This window comes from Gordonia sp. i37 (assembly GCF_002043085.1).
In the GTDB taxonomy this organism is placed as follows: domain Bacteria; phylum Actinomycetota; class Actinomycetes; order Mycobacteriales; family Mycobacteriaceae; genus Gordonia; species Gordonia polyisoprenivorans.
Genome location: NZ_MVPX01000080.1, coordinates 1 through 25,404 on the forward strand (window position 1 = coordinate 1; position 25,404 = coordinate 25,404).

Genomic DNA, 25,404 nt, shown 5'->3' on the forward strand with positions numbered 1-25,404 from the left:
CGGGGCCCCCCGCCGCCACCGATGTCCCTCGAACAGATCGGCTCGTCACCGACCATCACCTTTCCCGGCCAACAGGGGGAGGTGTCGCTGTCGATTCCGGTGCCCGACAATCTGAATCCCGACGAACTGCGTGGCACGGTGTCGTTGCCGTCGTTCGTCACCGGCGGCACCGTCGACGTCGTGCAAGGGTCGCGGTTGATCTCGCGGACCCCGATCCCGACCGCACCGAACGCGCAGATCGTCCTGCCACTGGCCGGTGTCACCGTCAGCGCAGACGCCGCAGACATCACGTTGCGCGCCTATCTGACCGTTCAGGGAATCTGCCAATTCGAGCCCGACAATGCATTCACCCTCTCCGGTGCGGTGGTGTCGTTCACCGGGCGAGAATCCATTCCGCAGACCGTCGCGCAATTCCTGCCGCCGATTCTTCGGCAATTGACCCTCGTCATTCCCGACGACGTGAAGCAGGCCGAGGGCGCAGCGGCCGTGGACCTCGCCGCGGCTGTCGTCGCGCACTACGGAACCGCGTCGGTGCCGGTGACCACCGTCGCGCGTCCCCGCTCGGATCTCACACCGCCCACGGCTCCCGGGCCGCTCGAACGTCAGATCGTCATCGACTCGTCGGCACCGGCGGGGCTGTCGTTGCGCAGCGGCCCGCAGGGCTCGGCGTATCTCGTCGTCGGGGGTCCCGCCGATCAGCTCGTCGCCCAGGCGCGCATGCTGACCAGCAATCTCGCCTCGATCGCCGCGAGTTCGTCGGCGGTTGGCGGCCCCCTCTTCGACGCCCCGCAGCTCGCGCCGGACGTGCAGACCCTCGCCGATCTCGGCATCGGTGACCAACAGGTCGTCTCCAACACCTGGCCGTCGATCTCGGTGGGGATCGATCAGACCCGGTTGGGCCGTCCGTCCAAGAACATCCGGATCCAGCTGATCGGCTCCTACGCACCGGCCGGTGGTGACAACGCCGTGATCTCGGTGCGCATCGGCCGGCGGGTCATCGCAACACTGCCGACGGACTCCTCGGGGACCTTCAACAGCTGGGTCGACCTGCCCGACAACTCGGTCACCCGCTTCACCCAGCTCACCGTCACGCTCGAGCGCGGCGGGGTGAACGAGGGCTGCGGGAACGGCTCGCGCTCGAGTCTGTCGTTGAGTTCGGCCGGCGAGATCACCAGCGACGTCGCCGATCCGCCGCAACCGGCCGGACTCGGATCGGTCCCCGAATCGTTGATGCCGTGGGCCAAGCTGGCCTGGACCAAGGGCGATGTCGGCGACGTCAGCCGCGGTGTGGAGATCGCCGCCGGTCTGCAGCGGCTGTCGGTCGTCCCGCTGGGGCTCGACGTGGTGTCGATGGCCGACGCCGCATCGTCGCAGCAGCCGGCCGTGCTGATCTCGGCCGATGGTCGGGGCCTGCCCGATCTGACCCTGCCGGTCAGCTCGTCGGGCGGCACGGTGACGGTGCATGCCGCGAGCGGGTCGTCGGCGCAGATCACCCTGACCCCGGCGCTGCGGTACGGATCGTTGCAGGCGACGCAGTCCGGCGACCGGACCGTCCTGGTGGCGACGTCCACCGGGGACGGCTCCGATCTCGATGACCTGCTGCGCTGGCTCGACGACGACAACCGGTGGACATCGATCTCCGGGGATGCGCTGATCAAGGTGCGTGATCAGGACCCGGTCTACGTCGACGCCGCGGCGTCGACCCCGCCTCCGTCGGCGTCGTCGGGGCTCGGTACGGGTGCGACGATCGGCATCATCGTCGGCGTGCTCGTCGCCGCGGTCGTGGTGGCCGGCGCGGTGATCCTGGTGCTGCGTCGCCGCCGGTCCGCCGCCGGTGTCGCCGACAGCGCCCCGGACAAGCGGTGATGGTCCCACCATGACGGTGACCGAGCCGACCACCCCGCCGCCGGCGCCCGCCCGGCCGGGTGTGTCGCTGCGCCCGGCCGACCATCCGTCGGTGGTGCTCGCGGTGCGCTGGCTGGTTCTGGCCGCGCTCACCGCCATCGCCTTCCGGGTCACCATCCTCGCGGTGCTGGCGGAGATGCGTGCGCTCACGCTCATCATCTACGTCCCGGTGCTGCTGGCGCTGGTGCTGATCGCGGCGATCGGCAAGTCCTGGCGTCCCACCCCGGAACCGCCGATCTACGACCGGCAAACCGACACCATCGTCGGGGCGATCGTGTTGCTGTTGTCGGTGTCGGTGCAGTTCATGGTCAATCCCCGATACTCGCAGGCCTACATCACCGCGCACATGGACCTGCTGGCGTTGTGGTTGTTCGTGCTCGGCGGGGCGATCGTGATGTTCGGTCTGCGACCGGTGATGCGGTTCCGGTGGACCTGGGCGCTGGCGCTGCTGATCTGGCCGGTACCGATGCGGGTGATGATCCTCACCGCGGGCGGCGGCCCGGTCGCCGCGGGCGCGGTGATGGTCGTCGTCGCCGCGATCGCGACACTCATCGCCGTCGGACGCAACCGTCGCCGGGCCTTCATCGGCGCCGCACTGTCGTTGGTCACCGGACTGGCGATCCTGATCGTGATGCACGTCTATGTCGAAGGCCTGCAGCGAATTCTGCTGGTGGTGGTGCCTGCGGTGGCCGCGGCGCTGATGTCGTCGCTGGTGATGTACTTCGACTACCGCAACCGGCATCGGCTGGGCTGGTCGCCACTGGGACGCAACGTCCATCCGCCGACGCTCGCCCGGGTCCGCAGGCCCGGGCTGCTGTTGCTGCTGGCGACCGTCGCCATCGCCTTCATCCCGGTTCCGGTGACGGCGTCGAGCTGGCCGAGCGCGACCATTCCGGGCATGTCGGTGGGTGTGCCGCTGGCCCTGCCCGCCGACTGGCGGCAGGAGTCGGTCAGCCGGTACGACTGGGCGGCGCGCTTCTACAGCTCGGGATCGGTGATGTACCGGCAGATGGTCGTGCAGCGGCAGGGCAGTTCCCGGTTCGACAAGCAGTCCCGGCCGCGGCGGGTGGCCGTCGACTCCGTGGACACCGGGCGTCCGCTGTCGCTGCAGACCTACCCCTACATCTTTCGTTACGACATGGTCGGCGACCGGTTCGGTCCCTCGGTGGAGGTGCCCATGCCGCACGGTGTGCGCGCCTGGATGTGGACGGTGATCGACGACACCCGCTATCTCAGCTACACCGTCGTGTCGTGGTGGTGGAACAACGGTGACCTCACCCAGCAGGTCGTGCTGTGGTCGGTCGACAACCACGAGACCGACGCCTACTTCCCGGCGCCGACGTACACCGTGGTCGGCAACGTCAACACCATGTTCACCGTCCTGTTCCGCGGGAACGCGGCCATCCGCGACACCACCCCCACGTACAAGGACCGGGATCTGTTGGTGGGCTTGGCCGTCGGCATCGTCGACGCCCAGGTCGAAGCGGCCGGACGGGAGGCCGGGACGTGAGTGCCGAGGACACCGGAGCGCCCGTGCGGGCCCGGCATCGCTCCGACGCCGACCCGCGGAGCCGCTGCACCCGGCCGACGCGTCCGGTCGCCGAGTTGCTCGTCGACGAGGACTATCGTCAGCAGGCCCTCTACGACGCGGTCGAACGACTCCGCGACGCCGACGCCGACGCCTCGGCCTCCACCGCGTTCTCCCGGCCGCAGAAGTACGGCGGCCTGGCCCTGCTGCTCGTCATCGTCGTGTTGGTCGGCTTCTTCCCGATCCCGACGCTGGCCACCCTGATCGGCATCGCCACCGTCGCCTACGTGGTCACGCTGATCGACCGCCTCGTCATCTTCCGGCGCGGCCTGGTCAACGGGGCCATCGCCGTCTCCGACGAGCAGGCCCGCGCCCTGTCCGACGACGACCTGCCGCCCTACACCGTGCTCGTGCCCGCCTACGGTGAACCCGAGGTCGTCGGCGACCTGATCAAGGCGGTCGAATCGATCGAGTATCCGCGCGACAAATTGCAGGTACTCCTGCTGCTCGAGGAGGACGACGAACCCACCATCCGGGCTGCGCGCGCCATGGAGGACGAGGGCGGCGTGGTGACGGTGGTGCTCACCCCGCCGGCGCAGCCGCGCACCAAACCCAAGGCGTGCAACTACGGTCTGAACTTCGCCACCGGCGACATCGTCACCATCTTCGACGCCGAGGACAAACCCGACCCGCTCCAATTACGCAGGGCAGTCTGGGTTTTCCGCACCATCGGCGACGATTCGGTGGTGTGCGTGCAGGGCAAGCTCAGCTTTCACAACGCCACCGACAACCTGCTGACCCGCTGGTTCACCGCCGACTACGGCATCTGGTTCGGGTTCCTGCTGCCCGGCATGATGGTCAGCCGCGCCCCGATCCCGTTGGGCGGCACGTCGAATCACTTCCTGCGTGATGTGCTCGACGACATCGGCGCGTGGGATCCGTTCAACGTCACCGAGGACGCCGACCTCGGCGTGCGCATCGCCGACAGCGGATACCGCACCGCCGTGCTGGATTCGGTGACCCTCGAAGAGGCCAATGTCGATGCGATCAACTGGGTTCGGCAGAGATCGCGCTGGTACAAGGGTTACATGCAGACGTGGCTGGTGCACATGCGTCACCCGATCACGTTGTGGCACATCCTCGGTCCGGTGGCGTGGGTCCGATTCACCTTCCTCATCGCGGGCACCCCGCTCATCGCGTGCATGAACATGGTCTTCTGGTTGATCCTGATCATGTGGATCGCCGGCCAGCCACCCGTTGTCGCGCACCTGTTCTGGGGTCCGATCTACTATCTGTCGTTGCTCTCGCTGGTCTTCGGCAACGGCTCGGCGCTCTACATGAACCTGATGGCCATCCGCGAGGACGACCGCAGCGAACTGGTGGGTTCGGCACTGCTGGTCCCGGGGTACTGGATTCTGATGAGCATCGCCGCGATCAAGGGGATGTGGCAGATCCTGTTCAATCCGTCGTACTGGGAGAAGACGGTGCACGGGTTGGCTTCCGGCGGCGAGGAGACCGGTTCGGGTGGTGGCGCATGACCCGAAATTGGGTGCTGGTGCTGTTCGTGGCGATGTTCGCGCTCTACTGCGGGGTGGGCCTGTACCTGGCGGTCGATGTGCACCTGTACTTCGGCGACGCACTCTCGCGGGTGCAGTCCGCACAGTCGGTGTTGTTCAGTCGCAGTCCGCATCTGGCGGCCATCGGATTCGTCTTCACGCCGCTGACGGCGATCGTGCAACTCCCGCTCACCGCACTGACCCCGTGGATTCCGCAGATGACCACCGACGCGGTCTCGGCGGTGATCATGTCCTCGGCGTTCATGGCCGGATCGGTGATCCAGGTGTCCGGGGTCGCCCGCGACCGCGGCCTCGATCCGGTGGTGGCGACGCTGGCGACCGCGTGTTACGCGCTGAACCCGATGATCGTGCTCTACGGCGCCAACGGCATGAGCGAGGCGCCCTACCTGTTCTGCCTCGCGTGGGCGGCGCGGCGGCTCATACGATGGGTCGACACCGATGACGTCCACGAATTGGCGGTCGCCGGAATAGCATTGGCGTTGAGCTACCTCACTCGCTACGACGGTGGTGCGGCGGCGCTGGCGAGCACGATCGGGGTCGCCTGGGTCAGTTTCTTCCGCGCCGATCGCACCAAACGGGTCAGTCGTACCTTCCTCGACGCCGTGCTGGTGGCCGCGCCGTCCGGTGTGGCATTCATCGCATGGGCCTTCACCGGTTGGCTCATCACCGGAAATGCGTTCGCGCAGTTCTCCTCCGAATACGGCAACGCCGCCATCATCGAGCAATCCGGGGGCAGTGGCTCCAACGGTGCGGGTGAGGCGCTGCGATTCTCGATGACCGAGTTGGCGATCCTCGCGCCCCTGTTGCCGCTGCTGGCGGTGCTCGTCCTGGTCGTGCGAGCCCGGCACCGCCGTTTGTACGCGGTGTTGGTGCCGCTGGCCATGATCGGCGCGGTGCTCGCGTTCCAGGTCTACACCTACGCACGGGGTTCGACGTTCGGTTTCCTGCGGTTCTACATGACGGTGATCCTGCTCGCCGCACTGGTCTCGCTGTTGGCCGTGCCCGCACGACGCCAGTCGCCGTATCGTCGGCAGGGTCCGCGCACCACTCTGGTGGCCCACTGGACCGGGGGACCGATCCGGCGATACGTGTTCTCCGGCACCATCGCGGTCATGGTGATGCTGGTGTCGTTGCCCACCACGGCATTCGGGATGACCTCGCCGAAGTACGCGCCGCAGGAGTTCGCGCTGTCGTCGGTGGTGTGGCCGCGCCCGGATTCGGTCTCGCAGCGCCATCTCGACGAACGACGGATCGTGCGCAGCTTCTCCACCGAACGGACCCTCGCCCGCTACCTCGACTCACTCGACCTGCCCGACGGCAGCGTGCTCACCGACACCGTCTACGGATTCGCCGTCGTCGTGCAGTCGCGACGGCCCAAACAATTCGTCATCCCGTCCGACTCCGACTTCGTCGAGGTCCTCAACGACCCCAAAGCCGCAGGGGTGCAATACATGCTGGCGGTACCCGCGTCCGGACGAGGCCTGTCCGACGCCCTCAATCAACGCTATCCGACGCTCTACGAGAACGGTGCGCAGATCGCCGTGCGGGTCCTCGACGTGCGCAACCAGGGGGCCGACCTGCCCGACTGGCGGGTGTACCGGGTGACCGGGAGTCGGTCGGGCTGAGGGACACCGATCGAGCGACGTGGGGCGACTCAGACGATCGCCTGGTCGACGACCCGCCACGCGGGGTCGTCGTAGCCGATGTCGTAGGTGCACTCGTCGGGGCGCGGATCGGGGACGAACGCCCACAGCAACACCCCGGCGACACCTTCTCGCCGGATGTCGGCGAGGCGGGTGCGTAGTTCGGCGGCGCGGGTCGAGATCGACAGGCACGAACCGGCCTTGATGCCGAGTTCGTTGACGACGATCGGCTTGCCGAGGCGGTGCGCCAACGCGATTCGCGCGCTTAGGTCGCTGCCCGCGGGTGGGATGCCCTCGTCGTTGCGATAGTCGTGGTAGTCGAGTACGTCGAGATGCGGCGACTGCGCGACGATGTCCATGTCGGTGCCGGTGGTGCCGCATTGGTCGCCGCCGGTGAAGCCGGCGAACATGGGGTGGCGCCGATCGATGTCGCGCAAGGCGGCCCCGGCGGCATCGAAGAAGTCGCGCAGAACCTGCGCCGCGCCGGGTTGGCAGGTGCGGTGTGCCAGGTCGCAACCGCCTGCGCCGCAGCTGCTGGTCTCCGGCTCACCGACGAGTTCCCAACCGGCGAGCGATGTTTCGCCGGCCCAGCGCTTCACCGCGATCGACATCCAGTCGGCGTAGGTCATCCCACCGACGGCGCGGGTGGTGCGCCATCCGTCGGTGTACCAGGACCGGTCCTTGAACACCCCGTCCTCGCAATCGCCCGACGAGCCGGTCAACACCGGCAGCACCATCTGGTGGTGCCGCTTGGCGGCTGCGAACACGGCATCGAGCGGGCCGAAATCCAGTCCGCCGGTGTGTTTGTTGACCGCGAACATCGCATACAGGTTGAAGCGGGTGAGGGCGCGCGGCGGCAGTGCGCCGAAGTAGCGGTCCAGATCCACCTCGGCCCCGCACCCGGCGTTCACCGCCCAGTTGGTGCCGAGCTGATAGGCGTTGAATCCGGAAGGCCACCACGGCGTTCCGTCGAGGTGCAGACCGGTGGGGGTGGTGTCGACACGTCCGGCGAAATGTGTGGTCTCGGCACCGGATTCGGAACCCGGGTTGAGGTAGCTGCAGGCGTTGAGCCCGAACAGGACCACGGCCAGCACCAGGCTGATCACCGTGGTTCGTACGCGAGTGCGACCGTTCGGCACACCGCGCAGCCTACTCCGGTGACTATTGTCGCGGAGGTGAGACGTCAACCGTGGCACCGAATACTCGCTTCCGTCGTCGGCGCCGTTGCCTGCGCCGTACTGCTCGTCGGCGTGGCCGGCTGCGGCGACGAGTCGTCCTCTGCGACGGGTTCGGAGCCGAGCACGTCCCTGTCGCCATCGTCCCTGTCGCCATCCGCCACGGCGCCATCCACCCCGTCGCCGGATGCTTCCTCGCCCACCGCTTCGTCACCGTCGTCGTGGATCGAGCCGACGGCGTCCCCGACGACCGATCCGGTGCACCTGCCGCCGTACATCGATCACGTGCAGTGGGTGCAGACGCAGGTCGGGCCGAGCCTGCAGATCTATCCGACGCCCTCGGGTCGCAAGACGACCTCCGACAACGGCGCCGACGTCGCGTGGGCCGAGGTGCTCGCGCTGGCGCCCAACGCCGACACCCCGGGGATGCGCGCCCAGTTCGACTGCCACTGGACCTACGCGCGGATCGTCGCGCCCGACAAGCCGAGCTGGAACATCGAACCCGACCGCCCGGTGGTGTCGCAGCAGGAGATGATCAACACGATGTGCAACCCGGGCGGGCCGGAGGAGTGACACCTCGGCGCCGGTGGTGGGGTCAGGTGCGGGTGGCGTGTGTCCGCCGGGAGCCGATCGCCCGGCACACGAGGTAGATCACGAACGAGATCGTGGTGACGAACACCGAGACCGGTAGTTGCGGCGCCAACGAGAGCAGCAGACCGCCGACGGCGGCGATCTCGGCGAATAGCACCGACAGGCCCAGCACGACCGTCGGATTGGCGCTCAGGCGCGCGGCGGCGGCGCCGGGGGGGATCATCAGCGACATCACCAGCAGCGCCCCGATGATCTGCACGCCCTGCGCGGCGGCGAGGCCGACGAGGATCGCGAACACCACCGACAGCACACGCATCGGCACGCCGCGCGCCTGCGCGACCCGGGGGTCCAGCGAGGCGAACAACAGCGGACGGTAGATGACGGTGAGGACCACCAGCACCACGGCGGTGGTGATCGCGATGGCGGTCATCCCGTGCACGCCGACACTGACGACCTGCCCGGTCAGCAGCGCGAAGCCGGCACCGATGCGGCCGTAGAGTGCCAGGAACAGCACGCCCAATCCCAATCCGAAGGCCATTACGACGCCGATCACCGAATCGCGTTCGCGGGCACGATTTCCCATGAAACCGAAGACGGCGGCGGCGAGGACCGCGCCGATCACCCCGCCGAGATTGATGCTGACACCGGCGAGCAACGCCGCGGCGGCGCCGGTGACCGACAGTTCGCTGGCGCCGTGCACCGCGAATGACATCTGCCGCGACACGATCAGTGGGGCGAGGACGCCGGAGAGTGCGCCGAGCAGCGCCAGCGCGATGAGCGCCTGCCAGACGAAGTCGTAGTGCAGCAGTCGCGCGGTCTCGGCGAAGTCCCAGAAGTCGCGGAGTTCGACGTCGGCGGCCACGACGGTACGGGCGGCCAGAACGGTACTCACAGGCCCGGATGCTCCTCGTCGGCGTGGCAGTGTGCGATGCCCTCTTCGCCGCCGACGACGAGGAGGCGGCCGTTGACGCGCACCACCTCGACGTGACTGCCGTAGAGCGCCGAGAGTGTCGCCGTCGTCATCACCTTCTCCGGCGGCCCCGCGAGGAACTGGCCGCCGACGAGGTAGAGCACCCGGTCCACATACGGCATCACCGGGTTGATCTCGTGCGTCACCAGGACCACTGCGGTGTGTGCGGTGCGCCGGCGACGGTCGATGAGTTCGACGACGCGTTCCTGGCTGGCCGGGTCGAGGCTGGCCAGCGGCTCGTCGCAGAGCAGCAACTGCGGATCGGTGGTCAGCGCCTGCGCCACCCGCAGACGTTGCTGTTCACCGCCGGAGAGCAGCCCGACCGGGGCATCGGCGTAGGCGGTCGCACCGACCTCGGCGAGTGCGGCGTCGACGATGCGTCGGCGTTCGAGTCGCCCGCGCAGACCGATACCCCACCGCGCCCCGTCGACGCCGAATCCGACCAGGTCGCGGGCACGCAGGGCCATGGTGTCGGCGTCGTCGGCGTGCTGCTGCGGGATGTAGCCGACGGCGTCGGTGACGTCGAGGTCACCGGCGCTCAACGGGTACTGGCCGAGCAGGGTGCGCAGGAACGACGTCTTGCCCGAACCGTTCGGACCGAGGACGGCGACGAACTCGCCGGCCTCGATCGTCAGGTTCAGGTCGTCCCAGAGCACCCGCTCGCCGAAGGCGAGCTGCGCGTGGCGAAACGAGGCGACCGGGATCGGCGTTGCGGGGCTCGGGGTGGCGGGGATCGGGCTGGTCATCAGGCTCCGGACGAGTTCAACGCATTCGCGAGGGCCTCGACCTGACCGCGCTGCCAGACGACGTAATCGCTGACACCGTCGGGCAGCGTTTCGGTGAACTTCACGACCGGTACTTTCGCACCTTGGGCGACGGTGAGCAACGCCTCGGTCACCGTGTCGACGGCCTGGGTGTTGTAGATGAAGGCCTTCACGGTGCGGGAGGTGAGCAGGTCCTGCAGGGCGGCGCGGTCGGCGGCCGAGGGTGACTGACCCTCCTCGACGGCTGCGGTGAAGCCGGCGGGGGAGACGTCGGAGAGTCCGGCCTCGGTGAGCAGGTATCCGGCCAGCGGTTCGGTCTGGGCGACCTTGGTCCCGTTGTGGGCGGCCTTGATCTGGCTCACCTGATTGCGGACGGCGGCGAGTTCGGTGTTGAAGCGCAGGGCATTGGTGCGGTAGGTCTCGGCGTGAGCGGAGTCCTTGGCGGCCAACGCCTCACCGAGCTTGGTGGCGACCTGTCCGACGACGGCCAGGTTGTAGAAGACGTGCTCGTTGACCTCGTGCGAGTGACCCTCGTCGGTGCCGGTCTCTTCGGTGGACTCCTCGTGACCGCCCTCCATGATGTCGAAGGCGTTGATCACCGTGCCGGAACTGTTCTTGGCGGCCTGCTCCATGTACTCGTCGTAGTGGCCACCGTTCATGAGGATCACCGAGGCGTCGGCGACCTTCGCGGTGTCCGACGCCGACGGCTCGAACTCGTGCGGGTCGTCGGCGCTGTTGGTGAACAGCGCGGTGACCTCGGCGTCGTTCCCGGCCACCGCGGAGGCCACCGAACCCCACACGTTGGTCGAGGTGACCACGGTCGGTTTGCCGCCACTCGACGAGCCGCCGCCGTCGTCCGAACAGCCCGACAGGACCAGGGCCGCGGCGGTCAGCAGACCTGCGGAGGCGACCAATGCACGCTTCATGGAGTAGCACCCTTCGCGAAAACGACAATCGTTACCGAATGCAGTGTAGGGGACGGCATTCGTCGCGACGAATCGGCGCCCGTTCGCCGGTGGGTGCGGTTTACGCGGGAGGGTGCGAAGGAAGGACGACCGGCACGACGAAGCGGGTGAGCAGGTCGCGTTCGGTGTCGGCGTCGGGCGCGGGGGCGGCCAGCAGGGAGACCATCACCCGCACCAGCCAGCCGGCTCGATCGGAGAGGTCGGTGTCGGGGAGTTCGTTGTCACCGAGTTCGTTGTCACCGAGTTCGGGTGCCAGCCGGGCGAGGATGCCGGTGGCCAGGGCGTCGATCGCCGGCGAGAGCAGCGCCAGCTGGGTCGACGTGCCGGCCATCTCGGCGTCGAACCATGTGGACAGAGCCGGGTTCCGGCGCACCCCGGACAGTGCGGTCTCGATCGCGGCGACCAGCCGATCGGCCGGGGTGCCGACCGCGCCGATGCGTTCGGCGACGTCGGCGCCGATGATGGTCGCCGTGCGCTCGACGTAGGCGGCCAGCAGGCGGTCGCGGCCGGGGAAGTGGCGGTAGAGGGTGGCGCGCGAGCAGCCCACCGCATCGGCGACATCGCGCATGGTCACCGAGGCCACCCCGCGCGCGACGAACAGCGACTCGGCGGTGTCGAGGATGCGCGTGGCCGCCAGATCGGCGCGGTCGGCGGCCAGCCAGTCGGTGGGCGAGGTCATCGGTGGACCGGGCCGGTCCGGAACGGGACGCGGGTCGGTCGTCGGACGTAATGTCCTGCCGCCCATTCGATTCCGTCGACATCGATCTCGAACTCGGGGAAGCGGGCGAGGAGTTCGGTGAGCGTGACGTCGGCCGCCATCCGCGCGGCGGCCGCGCCGAGGCAGTGGTGGTCGCCATGGCTGAAGGTGAGGATGCCGCGCGGACGACGCGTGACGTCGAGGGCCTCGGCGTCGGCGCCGAAGACCTCCGGGTCGCGGTTGGCCGCGGCGTAGCAGAGCAGCACCTTGCGGCCGGCGGGGATCTCGACCGGACCGTCGGGGGTGTCGTAGCGCACCGGACGGGTCGTCGAGCGGCATAGCCCCTGCACCGGGGAGGTCAGTCGCAGCAGCTCTTCGACGGCGTCGCCGATGAGTGAGGGGTCGGCTACGAGTTGTGCACGCTGATCGGGATGTTCGGACAGTAGCGCCAGCGAGCCGCCCAGCAAGCCCGTCGTGGTGTCGTTGCCGCCGGCGATCATGGTGAACACGAACGCGAGGATCGAGACGAGGCCGGCGTCGTCGTCGGCGCGTCCGGCGGCGACGAGGGTGGAGACGGTGTCGGAGCCGGTGGCGCCTTCGGTGCGGCGCTGCGCGATGAGGTCGGCGAAGTAGCCGAGCAGTTCGCCGGTCGCGGCGCCCGCGGTTCCCGCACCCGGGTCGGCGGTCCCGCCGACTGCGCCGACAATGGCCTCGGTCCACTCGTCGAATCGTGCCCAATCCTTCTCCGGCACACCGAGATAATGCGCGACCAGCATGCTCGGCAACGGTTTGAGGAGCAGGTGTGCGATGTCGACGGGGGTGGCCGGTCCGTGATCGGCGATTTCGTCGAGGCGGGTGGTCACGAAGTCGTGGATCCGCGGCCGGATCGACTGCACCTGACGAGGGGTGAAGCCGCGCGCGACCAGAGCGCGGAAGGCGGTGTGGCCGGGCGGGTCCTGCATGACCATCGGTGGGTTGTCGGCCATGCCGATGGCCTCGATCTCACCGTCGACGACGGTGAGTCCCGCCGCCGAGGAGAACGTCGTCGGGTCGGTGGCCGCGGCCATGACGTCCGCATGCCGGGTCAGAACCCAGAAGTCCGCGCCGGACGGGTCGTCGGTGACGTGATGGACCGGGGACTCGGCACGCAGGCGCGCATACATGCCGAAGGGGTCGCGCCATTGCGCGCCCGAGCGCAGGCGGAAAAGCGGTTCGTGAGACGTTGCAGTCGTCATGTAGTGATAGTGAGACACTCTTGCCAATGTGTCAACGTCCGAGTCGAGAACTGTGGGGCATGTGGACCACACACGGTGGGTGGTCGTGGCCGTCCGGACGGGGGCGCTGACCCGAGCCGTCGCCGTGTGCTTCTCTAAGCTGAAGGGATGAGCTCGTCACGGCCCCGGCGCATCGCGTTGATCTCGGTGCACACCTCGCCGTTGGCGCAGCCCGGTACCGGCGACGCGGGCGGGATGAACGTCTACGTCTGGCAGACGGCACAGCGTCTGGCCCGGCGTGGGGTGAAGGTCGAGATCTTCACGCGGGCGACGTCCTCGGCGGATGCCCCCACGGTGGCGGCCGCGGACGGGGTCACCGTCCGACACATCGTGGCGGGACCGTTCGAGGGGCTCGACAAGCGGGATCTGCCCGCCCAGCTCTGTGCGTTCACCGCGGGGGTGCTGCGCGCCGAGGCGATGCAGCGGCCCGGCTATTACGACCTGATCCATTCGCACTACTGGTTGTCGGGACAGGTGGGGTGGCTCGCCCGGGAGCGGTGGGGCGTGCCGTTGGTGCATACCGCGCACACGCTGGCTGCGGTGAAGAACGCCTCGCTGGCGAAAGGGGATGCGGCCGAACCGCGGTTGCGGGTGATCGGCGAGCAGCAGGTGGTTGCGGAGGCCGATCGGCTCGTGGCCAACACCGACACCGAACGCAACGAGCTGATCACCATGTACGACGCCGACCCCGGCCGAGTGGATATCGTGACTCCCGGTGCCGATCTCGACTGCTACACACCGGGTTCGCGCTCCGATGCGCGCGCAGAACTCGGACTGCCGGCCGAGGCGAGCATCGTGACGTTCGTCGGTCGTATCCAGCCTCTCAAGGCTCCCGACGTCTTGCTCGCCGCCGCGGCGCCGCTGATCGAGCGGCAGCGGGCGACGGGCCGTCGGCCGGTCCACGTATTGATCGTTGGCGGACCGTCGGGCAGCGGACTCGACCGGCCGACCGCGCTGATCGATCTGGCCGCCGAACTCGGCATCTCCGACGCCGTCACGTTCTTGCCGCCGCAGCCCGCGACGCGCCTGGCGGAGGTCTATCGGTCATCGGATCTCGTTGCGGTGCCCAGTTATTCGGAGAGCTTCGGTCTTGTCGCCATCGAGGCGCAGGCGTGTGGCGTCCCGGTGTTGGCCGCCAACGTCGGCGGACTCGGGGTGGCGGTGGCCGACGGCAGGTCGGGGATGCTCGTGGATGGGCATCAGATCGGGGACTGGACGACCGCGCTGGAGAAAATGCTCAGCAGTTCCGATCAGCTGGCCGCGATGGAACGCCGCGCACGCGAGCATGCCGAACAATTCTCATGGGAGCACACCACCGACGCGCTGTTGGCGAGTTATGCGCGAGCGATGGAATCCTTTGCGGGTAACCGTGTCCCGGCCGTCGGGGTGACCCCACTGGTGCGGGCGACCCGCCGCTGGCGACGCCGTCGGGCGCGGATGCCCCTCTGAGTGATGGTGTCCCGAGAGATTCTCGTGGCCACAACCGTCGAAGCGGAAGGAAGACGATGAGTCACACCGACCACATCGAATTACTCGAAAAGGTGCTCTCCGAACGGGAGATCCCGTTCACCCGTAAGAGTTCCGGCGCAGCCCAGGCCGAGCACATCGTGCTCGAGCTGCCGGGGGAGCGCAAGCTCAAGACGACGGTGCTGCTGACCGCGGGCACCTACGGTGTGCGGGTGGAGGCATTTGTCTGCCGCCACCCCGACGAGAAACTCGAAGAGGTCTTCAAGTTCCTGCTCAAACGCAATCGCCGGCTCTACGGCGTGGCGTACACGATCGACAACATCGGCGACATCTACCTGATCGGCCGGATCTCCGGGGATGCGCTCACCGCCGATGAGGTGGACCGTGTTCTCGGACAGGTACTCGAGGCCGCCGACGGCGACTTCAACGCTCTGCTCGAAATCGGCTTCGCCACCTCGATCCGTCGCGAATGGGCGTGGCGCGTCTCGCGCGGAGAGTCGTTGCGCAACCTGCTCGCCTTCGAGCATCTCATCGACAAGGACTCACTTCCCGAACCCGGAGAACCGTTGCCGGACAGGTACGTTCCCGGCGAAACCTCGGTGATCGACGACGCCTCCGGTAGCTGACCGCTCCACCCGATTCCCGCTGGTCGAGGTTCACGGCGCCCCGGGCGCCCGGCCCCCTCCGGTGGTCGAGGTGCGAGCCGCGTGCGGCGAGCCCCGAGACCCGGTGAGATCACAAGCCTCCCAACCACATCCGCTCCCCAAAGAGCTAAGCGCTAGCCGAACTCGCAGACGCCCCCGCTGCACCAGCCGCGTCTGCACAGTGGAGCCGCGTACTCATCACTCCCGACGGACGAGCACCATTTCGCCCGGATCGTCGAGCGCCTTCCCCTCGAGACCCGGCGAGACAACAAGCCTCCCAACCACATCGAAAGCAAGACAAACGAAGCCCGGGCCCCTTACCACACCCCACCGACAGAAAGTCAGCGCCGAAACACGTTGTCCACAAGCAGAATTGATCAAAATTCCCCTTGCGTCGAACACGCTGGCGATGTAGTATGGAGTCATCGCACCGATCAGCCACTGGGGAGGGGCCCATGGTCGAATCCACTACAGTCCTTGACGCGGAAACCGTTGATGCCGAAGCAGTTTTCGCCGCCATCGTCACCCAACTCAGCGACCTGCAATGGGATCCGGAGATGACCGGACCGCAGGCTTTCGGTGCGATGAAGCAGGTTCTGTTGTTGCGGAATCTGGTTGATCAGCACGCCACCACCCTCACCGGTGAGATGGACCGGCTGGGCGTCGCTGATCATAAGACGACCCGACTGCGAGAATTGTTGATCAGCATGGGTTTCGCGCCGTCGGTCGCCAGTCGGTATGTGCCGATCTCGGCCGCCACCGACATTGATCTGCTGCTCGCACACGCCGCTGACGGGTCCATCTCCTCCGAACACACCGATGCCATCGTCCGTGGGTTGGCGCACATCGACACCCGATCTCCCAAACCTATGGACACCGTCCAACGGTGTGAATACCTGCGGAAACTCTTGTCGCGCTATTTCGCCGGATTCACCCCCGCCGAGATCAACCTGTACGCGCGGCAGTTGGGTAACGAGTTGGCGGCCGAGACGCCGGGTGGGTTACCAGCGGCGGAGGACAAGACGATCAACTCCTACACCGACCGCATCACCGACGACGGACGGTTGGAAATCTCGGCGAACCTCGACATCGTCGCCGGCGAGAAAACCCGCACCCTGATGGAAACCTTGTCGACACCGAAACCTCAACCCGACGGCTCCCCCGACCCCCGCACACCCGAACAGATCTGTGCCGCCGCGTTCGAAACGATCGTGGAGTTGGCAGCACAAGGCCTGGCGGACACCACCTTCTCCGCCAAACCGACCAACGGGTTGTTGTGGACGTGGTCGGCGGACAACCCCGCGGTCGGTGGCGATTTGCAGAACATGGGTCCGATCACCGAAGGCACCGCGCGGATGTTGTCGTGCGATACCACGATCACCAAGATCGTCCTCGACCCCAACGGGGTACCGCTCAGTGTTGGCGAAGAAAAACGCTTCTTCACCCCAGGACAACGCAAAGCACTACTCGTGCGTGATCGCGGATGCATCAAATGCGGTGCCCACGCCGGACGCTGCCAAGGACACCACCTCACCCACTGGAGCAAGGGTGGTCCCACCGACCTCGACAACGGCTGCCTGCTGTGCAGTAGTTGTCATGATGATGTGCACCACCACGGCTGGGACATCATCATGGGCTTCGACCGACACCCCTGGCTGATCCCACCCGCCAGCATCGACCCGAAACGACGACCGGTTCCGTCCTATCACCGACGCACCATGCGACTCGACGATGTAGCAGCCTGACCTGCCCTGCACCACAACTTGATTCCCCGCACCCGGCATCGCCGGGACCGCATCTGTTGTTTGAGAACTCCATAGTGATAATCCCATCCCGATGGTCGAGGTGTCGTGCCGTCCGAGGCCCGGAATCCGTTCGGCACAAGGGGTCTCGAGGCCCGGCGCCTGGGGCGCCGTGCACCTCGACCATCGGAGTGGGACGGGCGGGGTGGGACGGCGATCCGGGAGGGACCGGTCCTCCCCGCTGGTCGAGGTGCGAGCCGCGTGCGGCGAGCCTCGAGACCGACTGCACCAGTGCTGGATTCGACCCATGGTGGCCCGGATAATCATCGGTGCAACAGGTCTCGAGGCCCGGCGCCTGGGGCGCCGTGCACCTCGACCATCGGATGGGGAACCGCCGAACGTCATATATCGCTGGTCGAGGTGCGAGCCGCGTGCTCGTCGCTGGCGCTCCTCGGCACCTCGACCACCGGATGGGAGGGTCGCCGGGCGGGAGAAGCGTCAGAAGGTCAGTGGCGTGGTGGCGCTGGGCCCCTGGCGATATCGGGCGAGGTCGACCGACTGCCACCGTCCGTTGAACTCCGGGATCGGCAACGGGAACCAATAGCTCGAGTCGAGCCACATCTGGCCGAGGAGGGGGACCGGGCCACCGGAGATGTCGTGCCACGTACCGATCGGAGCATCCCGGAACGTACCGACATTGTGTCCATCGACGAAGAAGTTGACATACTCCTTGTCCAGCTTGATCGAGTAATCATGCGGATTGGCAAGTAGTTTCGGGTCGAGGAGGACGATCTGCGGGAGCAGGGTTCCGGCCTTCTTGACCATCATGAAGAAGCCGCGCGGCATGTCCTGCGCGAACGCGTGGAACAACGGCGTGGTGAGAAGCTGGCTGGCCTGGCCCATGAATCCGGCCGAACCGTTCCACATGAACCACGCGACCTCGAGGCCCAGTGGATCGATGGAGCGATTCGAGATCCCCCAACCGGTGGTGCCGTTCCACGTCGGGATCTGTTGTGTGCCGGTCACTCTCATCGCCATCGTCTGGCCCGGCTCGAAGACGGGTTTGGCGAGGAGTTCGGCGTTGTTGTAAGGGAACAGGCCTTGCACCGTCGGTGGGACGGAGAACGTGGCGCCTTTCGGGCCGAACGACAAGCGGCTGTACCCGACGTCGGTGTTGCACCAGTCGCGAGGCGGATGGGCGAAGTTCTCGTCCATAGGACGAGATGGTTGTGGCGCTCCGGTGCCGATGTAGCCGGCGGCGGCGCGTGCGTTGAGCACCGCGCAGTTCGGCACGCCGTCATCCACGCCGGGGGTCTGGATGTTGGGGTCCGCCGATGCCATGCCGGCACCGGCGATGATCGCGGCTGCCGCCGCCACCGCGACCGTGTTACGGATGGCTGATTCACGGTGCATGACGCCTCGATTCACGGAGTGATTCAAATGTGGAAACAGACGTTATCAGAAACGTCTTTTCGAATCTGTTCCAGCTTCGGCGAAAGCGACATACCGGACCGAGGTCTGCGTCACAACGTGGCAATGACTGTTGATACGATTGCGCTGATCATCCTGCCCAACGGAGGTGCCATGAGCTTCGCCAGTCCCTTTCCTGATGTCGAGATCCCCGATGTCAGCCTCTACGAGTTCTTGTTCGGCTCGATCGCTGATGCCGATCTCGAGCGGGTGGCGCTTGTTGATCCGAAGTCGGGCGCGGAGACCACCTATGGACAGCTGATCGGTCAGATCAACGCGGCGGCGGGGGCGCTTGCGGCACGCGGTATCACGGTCGGTGACGTCGTGGGTGTGCTGTCACCCAATATCCCTGCGTTTGCCACCGTCTTCCACGGCATTCTGCGTGCCGGTGGTACTGCGACGACGATCAATGCGTTGTTCACGGCGAGCGAGATCGCGAAGCAGCTTCGGGATGCGGGCGCGAAGATGCTGGTCACGATCTCGCCGATGGCCGAGCAGGCGCTCGCGGCGGCGACCGAGGTCGGTATCGCCGGGGAGAACGTGATCGTTCTCGACGGTGAGGGGCAGGATGCGACCGGCCACCCCAACGCTGCTGATCTGCTCGCGCCGAATCTGGCTGCCCCGGAGGTCACCTTCGATCCGGCGACCCATGTCGCGGCGTTGCCCTACAGTTCGGGCACCACCGGGAACCCGAAAGGTGTTGCGCTGAGCCATCGCAACCTGGTGGCCAACGTGGCGCAGATCAAACCGTTGCAGGGGATGACACCCGACGACGTGGTGATCGCGGTGCTGCCGTTCTTCCACATTTATGGGATGACCGTGCTGCTGAATGCGGCGTTGTACAACCGTGGTCGCCTGGTCATCATGCCGCGCTTCGATCTCGTCGAATTCCTCGACAACATCCAGAAGTATCAGGTGACCAGCGCTTATATCGCGCCGCCGGTCGCCGTGGCGTTGGCCAAGCACCCGATCGTCGACAACTACGATCTGTCGTCGCTGAAGGTGATGATGTCGGGGGCGGCCCCGCTCGATGACGAGTTGGGCAAGGCGGTGGCCAAGCGTCTGGATCTGCATATGTTGCAGGGCTACGGCATGAGTGAGCTTTCGCCGGTCAGCCACCTCATCCCGATCGACACGACTGCGGCGCTGGGTGTCGAGGAGCCGCCGTTGTCGTCGACGGGGTGGGCGATCCCGAATACCGAGAACAAGATCGTCGACCCGGGGACCGGCACGGAGATCGAGCTCCCTGCCGAAGGGTTGTCCGAACCCGGTGAGCTGTGGGTCAAGGGCCCCAACGTGATGTTGGGGTATCTCAACAACGAGCAGGCCACCGCCGACACCATCGACGCCGAGGGTTATCTGCACACCGGAGACATGGCGCAGGTCGACCCGACCGGGTGTGTCTACATCGTCGATCGGCTCAAGGAACTGATCAAGTACAAGGGCTATCAGGTGCCGCCGGCGGAGTTGGAGGCGTTGTTGTTGACGCATCCGAAGATCGCCGACACCGCGGTGATCGGGGTCAATGATGCCGACGGTGAGGAGATCCCGAAGGCGTTCGTGGTCACCCAGCCCGATGCCGACCTCGACGAGAACGAGGTGATCGAGTTCGTCGCCGCCAAGGTCGCGCCACACAAGAAGGTCCGCGCCGTCGAGTTCATCGACGCCATCCCGAAGTCGGCGTCGGGCAAGATCCTACGAAAGGACTTGCGCAAGTAAGTGACCGGCGGGTCATCGGGCACAATCGCTGCGGTGATCCCCATCCGCCACCTCGTGCTCGCCGCGTCGCTGATCGCCACCACCGCCCTGACCGTCGGTCTCGGCGTCACCGACCCGGCCACGCCGCTCTACTATCCGACGCGGTTTCTGGTGTGGAATCTGTTTCTTGCCTGGATTCCGATGATCTTCGCGGTCGGATTCGCCGTCGTCCGGCGGCGCGTGTGGCTGATCCCGCTCGGTGTCGGGTGGCTGGCGTTCCTGCCCAACGCGCCCTACCTCGTCACCGACCTCGTGCACCTCCGCGAGGGCTATGACCTGTGGCGGCACATCCTGCAGTACGGCTTCGCGGCGTGGACCGGCATCATCCTCGGCGTGGTGTCGTTGCTGCTGGTGCACCGGCGCCTCGGCCGGGAATTCGGCCCGATCTTCGGCTGGCTGGCCGTCGTGTGCTCGGTCGGGCTGTGCGCGATCGGCGTCGTCATCGGCCGCTTCCAACGCTGGAACTCCTGGGATCTGCTGACCCGGCCCGGATACGTCGTCCGATCGACCCTGGGATGGGTGGGTTCTCCGTTCTCCCACGTCGAATCGACCGGTGTCGCAGTGGCCGTCGCGCTGTTCTTCGGGCTGGCGTACCTGACGATCTGGGCGATCGACGGCCTCGACGCGGTGCGGCCCAGCAAGCGCTGACCCCGCCCGACCGGTGTGACAAACTATCGACCATGAGCAACGGCACCCTGATCCTGATGCGGCACGGCGAGAGCGAGTGGAACGCGTCCAACCAGTTCACCGGCTGGGTCGACGTCGCGCTCACCGACAAGGGCGAGGCCGAGGCGAAGCGGGCCGGCGAGCTCCTCGTCGAACATGATCTGCTGCCCGATGTCCTCTACACCTCACTACTGCGCCGGGCGATTGCGACCGCGCAGATCGCGTTGGACACCGCCGATCGGCACTGGATCCCGGTGGTCCGCGACTGGCGTCTCAACGAACGTCACTACGGTGCGCTGCAGGGCCTGAACAAGGCCGACACCCTTGAGAAGTACGGCAAGGAGCAGTTCATGCTCTGGCGTCGCAGCTACGACACCCCGCCGCCGCCGATCGATCCCGACGCCGAGTACAGCCAGACCCACGATCCGCGGTACGCCGATCTCGCCGAGGTGCCGCTGACCGAATGCCTCAAGGACGTCGTCGAGCGGCTGATCCCGTATTTCACCGAGACCATTGCCGCCGACATCACCGCCGGCAAGACCGTTCTCATTGCGGCGCACGGTAATTCGCTGCGCGCACTGGTCAAGTACCTCGACGGGATCTCCGACGCCGACATCGCCGGTCTCAACATCCCGACGGGCAATCCGCTGCGTTACGACCTCGACGAGAACCTCAAGCCGCTCAATCCCGGGGGCACTTATCTGGACCCTGAGGCCGCCGCGGCGGGTGCGGCAGCGGTCGCTGCGCAGGGACAGAAATAGCCACGTGGTGTGATCTGTAACACAATCGTCATGGCGGCGCTCGTGTGACAGGCGCTACATTGGGTGCATGGCAGATCCGGGGCACCTGCGCATCGCTCATTCGGCTGCGCGCGAGCGATACGAAGCAATCCTGACCACCGACTCCGACGGTGACGAGATCACGGTGGGATATGTCGATTACGTCTCCGAGCCGTACCAGGTGGTGTTGACCCATACCGTCATCCCGGAGGCCTACTCCGGGCGCGGATATGCCGGCCAGCTCGTGCAAGCGGTTCTCGATGACATCCGCAATGCGGGAAAGCAGGTCGTGCCGGTCTGTTCCTATGTGCGGCACTTCATCGACCGCCATCCGGAATACGCCGATATGGCGGTACCGGTTCCGCAGTGAGAATGCGCCTATGCCACCCCGGCTCAGCGCTGGTGAGCCCTGGTGGTGCCCTGACGATCCCGGTCGGGACCCGTTCGTAGGCCATTTCGGTGCCTCAGGTCACGTTTCGGTGGAACACCGCGTGAACGGAAGTCGAATTGTGCCGTCGGGAATGTTCGCGAAGTTTCCGGGACCGTAAGCTGCCAGTGTGACCGCTGCATTCATTGCCGGGGCCATCGTGGCAGTTGTGCTCGCGTTGTTGCTCGGGTACGAGCTCGGTCGTGGTGACGTGCGCGATCGGTGGTTTCGCCGATCCTCCCGCGACGCCGCCTCGTCCCATCTCGCCGCATCCGTCCACTCCGATCCCGTGCACTCCGATTCCGACGTGATCCCCAGCGGCGCACCCGTCGTCGCCGACCGTCCCCGCGAGGTCCCGGATTCGGCGGCCCTGCGCGAATCCGATCTCCCCGTGGTCACCCCGGACGGTCAGATGACCAAGGCCGGGCTGCTCAGCCTCATCGTCCGCAATTCCGAGGTCGCCGTCGCCGTCGTCGACGAGTTCCGCGACGTGGTGCTCTACAACCATCGGGCCGTCGAGCTCGGGCTCGTCTCCGAGCATCTGCTCGCCGAACCGGTGTGGGAGCAATCGCTGACCGTCCTCGAGACGGGCGAGCAGGCGCGCTTCGACTTCGTCCCGCCGACCTCCACGCTGGGATTCCTCTCCACCGGGCGCGCCACCAAGCGCAACGCCGAATCGGTGCGCTGTTTGGCCCGGCTCGGCTATCACGGCGACGAGCGCTACGCGATGATCTACGGCACCGACGACACCGAGAACCTGCGGGTGGAGGCCACCCGCCGTGACTTCGTCGCCAACGTGTCCCACGAGCTCAAGACCCCGGTCGGCGCGATCGGTCTGCTGGCCGAGGCACTGATCGAGTCCGCCGACGACGCCGAATCCGTCGAACACTTCGGGCACCGCGTCGTCGCCGAGGCCACCCGGATGGGCAACATGGTGTCCGAACTGATTGCGCTGTCCCGACTCGAGGGCGGCGAGAAACCGCATTTCGCGGCCGTCGACGTCGACGAGCTCATCGACTCCGCCATCGACGGGGCCGCGGTGAGCGCCGAGGCCGCCAACATCGTCCTGCGCGCCGACGAGCCCATCCACACCTGGGTGCGCGGCGATCGGATGCTGCTGCTGACCGCGTTGAGCAACCTGATCGTCAACGCCATCGCCTACTCGCCGGAGAACACGACCGTCTCGGTGAGCCGGCGCGTCACGACCTCGGCCGGGGTGCCGATGGTGTCGATCGCGGTCACCGACCGCGGCATCGGCATCAACCCGTCCGATCAACAGCGCGTCTTCGAACGTTTCTTCCGCGTCGACAAGGCGCGGTCGCGTCTGACCGGCGGCACCGGTCTGGGCCTGGCGATCGTCAAACACGTTGCGGCCACCCACGACGGCACCATCAACCTGTGGAGTCAACCCGGCACCGGGTCGACGTTCACCCTCTCGATTCCCCAGGACCTCGACGCCGAGAACGCGCATGCGTCCGGGGAATCCGAGAAGGAGTCCCACCGAGCCGACCCCCAGATCGCGTGACCTCCTCGGAGGAGGACGACGAGAGTCACGTGACCACGCAACTACGAGAACGTCTGAGAAATAAGGAGCTTCACGAGTGACGCATGTACTGATCGTCGAGGACGAGGAGTCGTTGGCCGATCCGCTGGCCTTCCTCCTGCGCAAGGAGGGGTTCGAGGCGAGCGTCGTCAACGATGGTGCACAGGCCATCTCGGTGTTCGAGCGCATCAGCCCCGACATCGTCCTGCTCGACCTCATGCTCCCCGGGGTGTCGGGGACCGAGATCTGCAAATCGCTGCGCGCCCGGTCGAGCGTGCCGGTGATCATGGTGACCGCCCGCGACAGCGAGATCGACAAGGTCGTCGGACTCGAACTCGGTGCCGACGACTATGTCACCAAACCGTATTCGGCGCGTGAGCTCATCGCACGCATCCGGGCGGTCCTGCGTCGTGGGGGAGACGTCGGCGACGACGACCTGGCCTTGGCGGTCCTGGAATCCGGACCGGTCCGGATGGACGTCGAACGCCACACCGTCGCGGTCAACGGCGAGTCGATCACGTTGCCGCTCAAGGAGTTCGATCTCCTCGAATACCTACTCCGCAACTCCGGACGGGTACTCACCCGCGGGCAGTTGATCGACCGCGTGTGGGGTGCGGACTACGTCGGGGACACCAAGACCCTCGATGTCCACGTCAAGCGGCTGCGCTCGAAGATCGAACCCGATCCGGCCTCGCCGAAACACCTTGTGACGGTGCGTGGATTGGGCTACAAGTTCGAGCCGTGATCAGCCCGCGGCGTCGGTGTCGGCGTCGAGTAGCTCGTACTTGATGTCGGTGTCGCGGCGGCTGGTCGCGGCCCGGGTCGCCGGGTGGATTGCGATGAGCCCGAGTCCGTTTCGGCGTCGGCACGCATCGGCGAGCGCCTCGTAGGCGGGGCGGCCGATCAGCTCGACCAGTTCGGGCTCGTAGGACTGCCACACCTGGGTCGCCCCGACGTGCGCGTCGGGGGACCCCGAGCAGTACCACTTCAGGTCGTGACCGCCCTCGCCCCAGCCGCGGCGGTCGTACTCGGTGATGGTGGTCTTGAGGATCTGGGTGCCGTCGGGCCGCTCCACCCAGTCCTGCTCGCGACGTACCGGAAGTTGCCAGCACACATCGGGTTTCACGGTCAGCGGTTCGAGACCGCGCCGCAGCGCCATTGCGTGTAGCGCACAGCCGGGACCCCGCTCGAAGTCCGGACGGTTCAAGAAGATGCACGCGCCCTTGTGTTGGCGGGTCTTCAGGGCGGGCTCGTCGTCGAGTTCGTCCTCGACGAGATACCCACGGGGGCCGAGCGGATCCTTGCCCGACCCCTTCTTGTGGAACTGCCAGTCGTCGGCGGTCAGCATCGCCACACCCTTGGCCAGCCGTTTGCGGTCGTCCTTGTCCGACAGATACGCGCCGTGCGTGCAACATCCGTCGGTCTCGCGGCCGTCGACGATGCCCTGGCAGGCGGGCGTGCCGAACACGCACGTCCAGTGCGAACACAACCAGGTGAGGTCGGCGTTGATGACGTGTTCGGGATCGGCCGGATCGGCGAATTCGTACCATTCCCGGGGGAAATCGAGATCGACCTCGGGAGCGGGCGTCATCCGCGGGGCTGCGCTGGGCTTGGGCACATCCCAACGGTAACCGTCACCGCCCGATCGCCGCACCACAGCGACCCGCCGCAGACAACCGAACCCGCGACGCACTACCGTGTATCCGTGCGTTTAGGAGTCCTCGACGTGGGCAGCAACACAGTTCATCTCCTGGTGGTCGATGCCCACCGCGGAGGACATCCGACCCCGATGAGTTCGACGAAGGCGGTGCTGCGGCTC

Annotated in this window: 22 protein-coding genes; 14 read left to right on the plus strand and 8 right to left on the minus strand. The window is 66.8% G+C overall.

Annotated features, from left to right (window positions below; translation table 11 throughout):
* The 4 genes from B1964_RS03325 to B1964_RS03340 all read left to right on the plus strand — a co-directional run.
* Window positions 1-1,866, plus strand: a 1,866-nt coding sequence (locus B1964_RS03325) for a hypothetical protein (protein WP_079928848.1), incomplete at its 5' end; no start/stop codon positions are given.
* Window positions 1,867-1,876: 10 nt separating this feature from the next.
* A complete protein-coding gene (locus B1964_RS03330) occupies window positions 1,877-3,415 on the plus strand; it encodes a hypothetical protein (RefSeq protein WP_079928816.1) in 1,539 nt (512 codons plus the stop codon).
* Window positions 3,412-4,971: a glycosyltransferase gene (locus B1964_RS03335; protein ID WP_079928819.1), complete on the plus strand. Its 1,560-nt coding sequence runs from the start codon at window positions 3,412-3,414 to the stop codon at window positions 4,969-4,971. The genes B1964_RS03330 and B1964_RS03335 overlap by 4 nt, the downstream gene beginning before the upstream one ends.
* A complete protein-coding gene (locus B1964_RS03340; RefSeq protein ID WP_079928822.1) occupies window positions 4,968-6,635 on the plus strand; it encodes a glycosyltransferase family 39 protein in 1,668 nt (555 codons plus the stop codon). The genes B1964_RS03335 and B1964_RS03340 overlap by 4 nt, the downstream gene beginning before the upstream one ends.
* A gap of 29 nt (window positions 6,636-6,664) precedes the next feature.
* Here B1964_RS03340 and B1964_RS03345 read toward each other — a convergent pair whose 3' ends face one another.
* Entirely contained in the window at window positions 6,665-7,792 is a 1,128-nt protein-coding gene (locus B1964_RS03345) for a beta-mannosidase (RefSeq protein WP_253193870.1), read from the minus strand.
* Window positions 7,793-7,828: 36 nt separating this feature from the next.
* On the opposite strand from B1964_RS03345, the gene B1964_RS03350 reads away from it, so the two are divergent.
* Window positions 7,829-8,401, plus strand: a complete 573-nt coding sequence (locus B1964_RS03350) for a DUF2599 domain-containing protein (protein ID WP_079928824.1) — start codon at window positions 7,829-7,831, stop codon at window positions 8,399-8,401.
* Between the two features lie 22 nt (window positions 8,402-8,423).
* Here B1964_RS03350 and B1964_RS03355 read toward each other — a convergent pair whose 3' ends face one another.
* The 5 genes from B1964_RS03355 to B1964_RS03375 all read right to left on the minus strand — a co-directional run bounded on the left by B1964_RS03355 (window position 8,424) and on the right by B1964_RS03375 (window position 13,050).
* The gene (locus B1964_RS03355; RefSeq protein ID WP_079928827.1) at window positions 8,424-9,311 is read right to left on the minus strand and encodes a metal ABC transporter permease; all 888 of its coding nucleotides are present in this window, start codon (window positions 9,309-9,311) and stop codon (window positions 8,424-8,426) included.
* Window positions 9,308-10,135, minus strand: coding sequence for a metal ABC transporter ATP-binding protein (locus B1964_RS03360; RefSeq protein ID WP_079928829.1), 828 nt, complete (start codon window positions 10,133-10,135; stop codon window positions 9,308-9,310). Before B1964_RS03360 ends, B1964_RS03355 begins: the two co-directional genes overlap by 4 nt.
* Window positions 10,135-11,079 (minus strand): zinc ABC transporter substrate-binding protein, encoded by a 945-nt coding sequence (locus tag B1964_RS03365; RefSeq protein WP_006372623.1) that lies wholly within the window; start codon window positions 11,077-11,079, stop codon window positions 10,135-10,137. Before B1964_RS03365 ends, B1964_RS03360 begins: the two co-directional genes overlap by 1 nt.
* Window positions 11,080-11,179: 100 nt before the next feature.
* The gene (locus B1964_RS03370) at window positions 11,180-11,797 is read right to left on the minus strand and encodes a TetR/AcrR family transcriptional regulator (protein WP_079928832.1); all 618 of its coding nucleotides are present in this window, start codon (window positions 11,795-11,797) and stop codon (window positions 11,180-11,182) included.
* Entirely contained in the window at window positions 11,794-13,050 is a 1,257-nt protein-coding gene (locus B1964_RS03375) for a cytochrome P450 (RefSeq protein ID WP_079928835.1), read from the minus strand. Before B1964_RS03375 ends, B1964_RS03370 begins: the two co-directional genes overlap by 4 nt.
* Before the next feature lie 147 nt (window positions 13,051-13,197).
* Between B1964_RS03375 and mshA the strand changes: the two genes are divergently transcribed.
* The 3 genes from mshA to B1964_RS03390 all read left to right on the plus strand — a co-directional run bounded on the left by mshA (window position 13,198) and on the right by B1964_RS03390 (window position 16,945).
* Window positions 13,198-14,538 carry a D-inositol-3-phosphate glycosyltransferase gene (mshA, locus tag B1964_RS03380; protein WP_079928838.1) on the plus strand — a complete coding sequence of 447 codons (1,341 nt, stop codon included), beginning with the start codon at window positions 13,198-13,200 and terminating at the stop codon, window positions 14,536-14,538.
* A gap of 56 nt (window positions 14,539-14,594) precedes the next feature.
* Entirely contained in the window at window positions 14,595-15,182 is a 588-nt protein-coding gene (locus B1964_RS03385) for a YbjN domain-containing protein (protein ID WP_006372627.1), read from the plus strand.
* Between the two features lie 473 nt (window positions 15,183-15,655).
* Window positions 15,656-16,945 carry an HNH endonuclease signature motif containing protein gene (locus B1964_RS03390; RefSeq protein WP_079928841.1) on the plus strand — a complete coding sequence of 430 codons (1,290 nt, stop codon included), beginning with the start codon at window positions 15,656-15,658 and terminating at the stop codon, window positions 16,943-16,945.
* Between the two features lie 495 nt (window positions 16,946-17,440).
* On the opposite strand, the gene B1964_RS03395 is transcribed toward B1964_RS03390, so the two are convergent.
* Window positions 17,441-18,355 carry a hypothetical protein gene (locus B1964_RS03395; RefSeq protein WP_079928844.1) on the minus strand — a complete coding sequence of 305 codons (915 nt, stop codon included), beginning with the start codon at window positions 18,353-18,355 and terminating at the stop codon, window positions 17,441-17,443.
* A gap of 171 nt (window positions 18,356-18,526) precedes the next feature.
* Between B1964_RS03395 and B1964_RS03400 the strand changes: the two genes are divergently transcribed.
* The 6 genes from B1964_RS03400 to B1964_RS03425 all read left to right on the plus strand — a co-directional run bounded on the left by B1964_RS03400 (window position 18,527) and on the right by B1964_RS03425 (window position 24,330).
* Window positions 18,527-20,131, plus strand: a complete 1,605-nt coding sequence (locus B1964_RS03400; RefSeq protein ID WP_079928852.1) for an AMP-binding protein — start codon at window positions 18,527-18,529, stop codon at window positions 20,129-20,131.
* A gap of 33 nt (window positions 20,132-20,164) precedes the next feature.
* A complete protein-coding gene (locus B1964_RS03405) occupies window positions 20,165-20,818 on the plus strand; it encodes a DUF1361 domain-containing protein (RefSeq protein ID WP_014359001.1) in 654 nt (217 codons plus the stop codon).
* 32 nt (window positions 20,819-20,850) lie between these two features.
* The gene (locus B1964_RS03410; RefSeq protein WP_079928846.1) at window positions 20,851-21,597 is read left to right on the plus strand and encodes a phosphoglyceromutase; all 747 of its coding nucleotides are present in this window, start codon (window positions 20,851-20,853) and stop codon (window positions 21,595-21,597) included.
* 67 nt (window positions 21,598-21,664) lie between these two features.
* A complete protein-coding gene (locus tag B1964_RS03415; protein ID WP_014359003.1) occupies window positions 21,665-21,985 on the plus strand; it encodes a GNAT family N-acetyltransferase in 321 nt (106 codons plus the stop codon).
* A gap of 187 nt (window positions 21,986-22,172) precedes the next feature.
* Entirely contained in the window at window positions 22,173-23,567 is a 1,395-nt protein-coding gene (locus B1964_RS03420; protein WP_020172283.1) for an ATP-binding protein, read from the plus strand.
* Window positions 23,568-23,643: 76 nt separating this feature from the next.
* Complete coding sequence (locus B1964_RS03425; protein WP_006372735.1) at window positions 23,644-24,330, plus strand: response regulator transcription factor; 687 nt, start codon at window positions 23,644-23,646, stop codon at window positions 24,328-24,330.
* Here the strand turns inward: B1964_RS03425 and B1964_RS03430 are convergent, their stop codons facing one another.
* Window positions 24,331-25,176: a hypothetical protein gene (locus tag B1964_RS03430; RefSeq protein WP_014359005.1), complete on the minus strand. Its 846-nt coding sequence runs from the start codon at window positions 25,174-25,176 to the stop codon at window positions 24,331-24,333.
* Window positions 25,177-25,404: the final 228 nt, after the last annotated feature.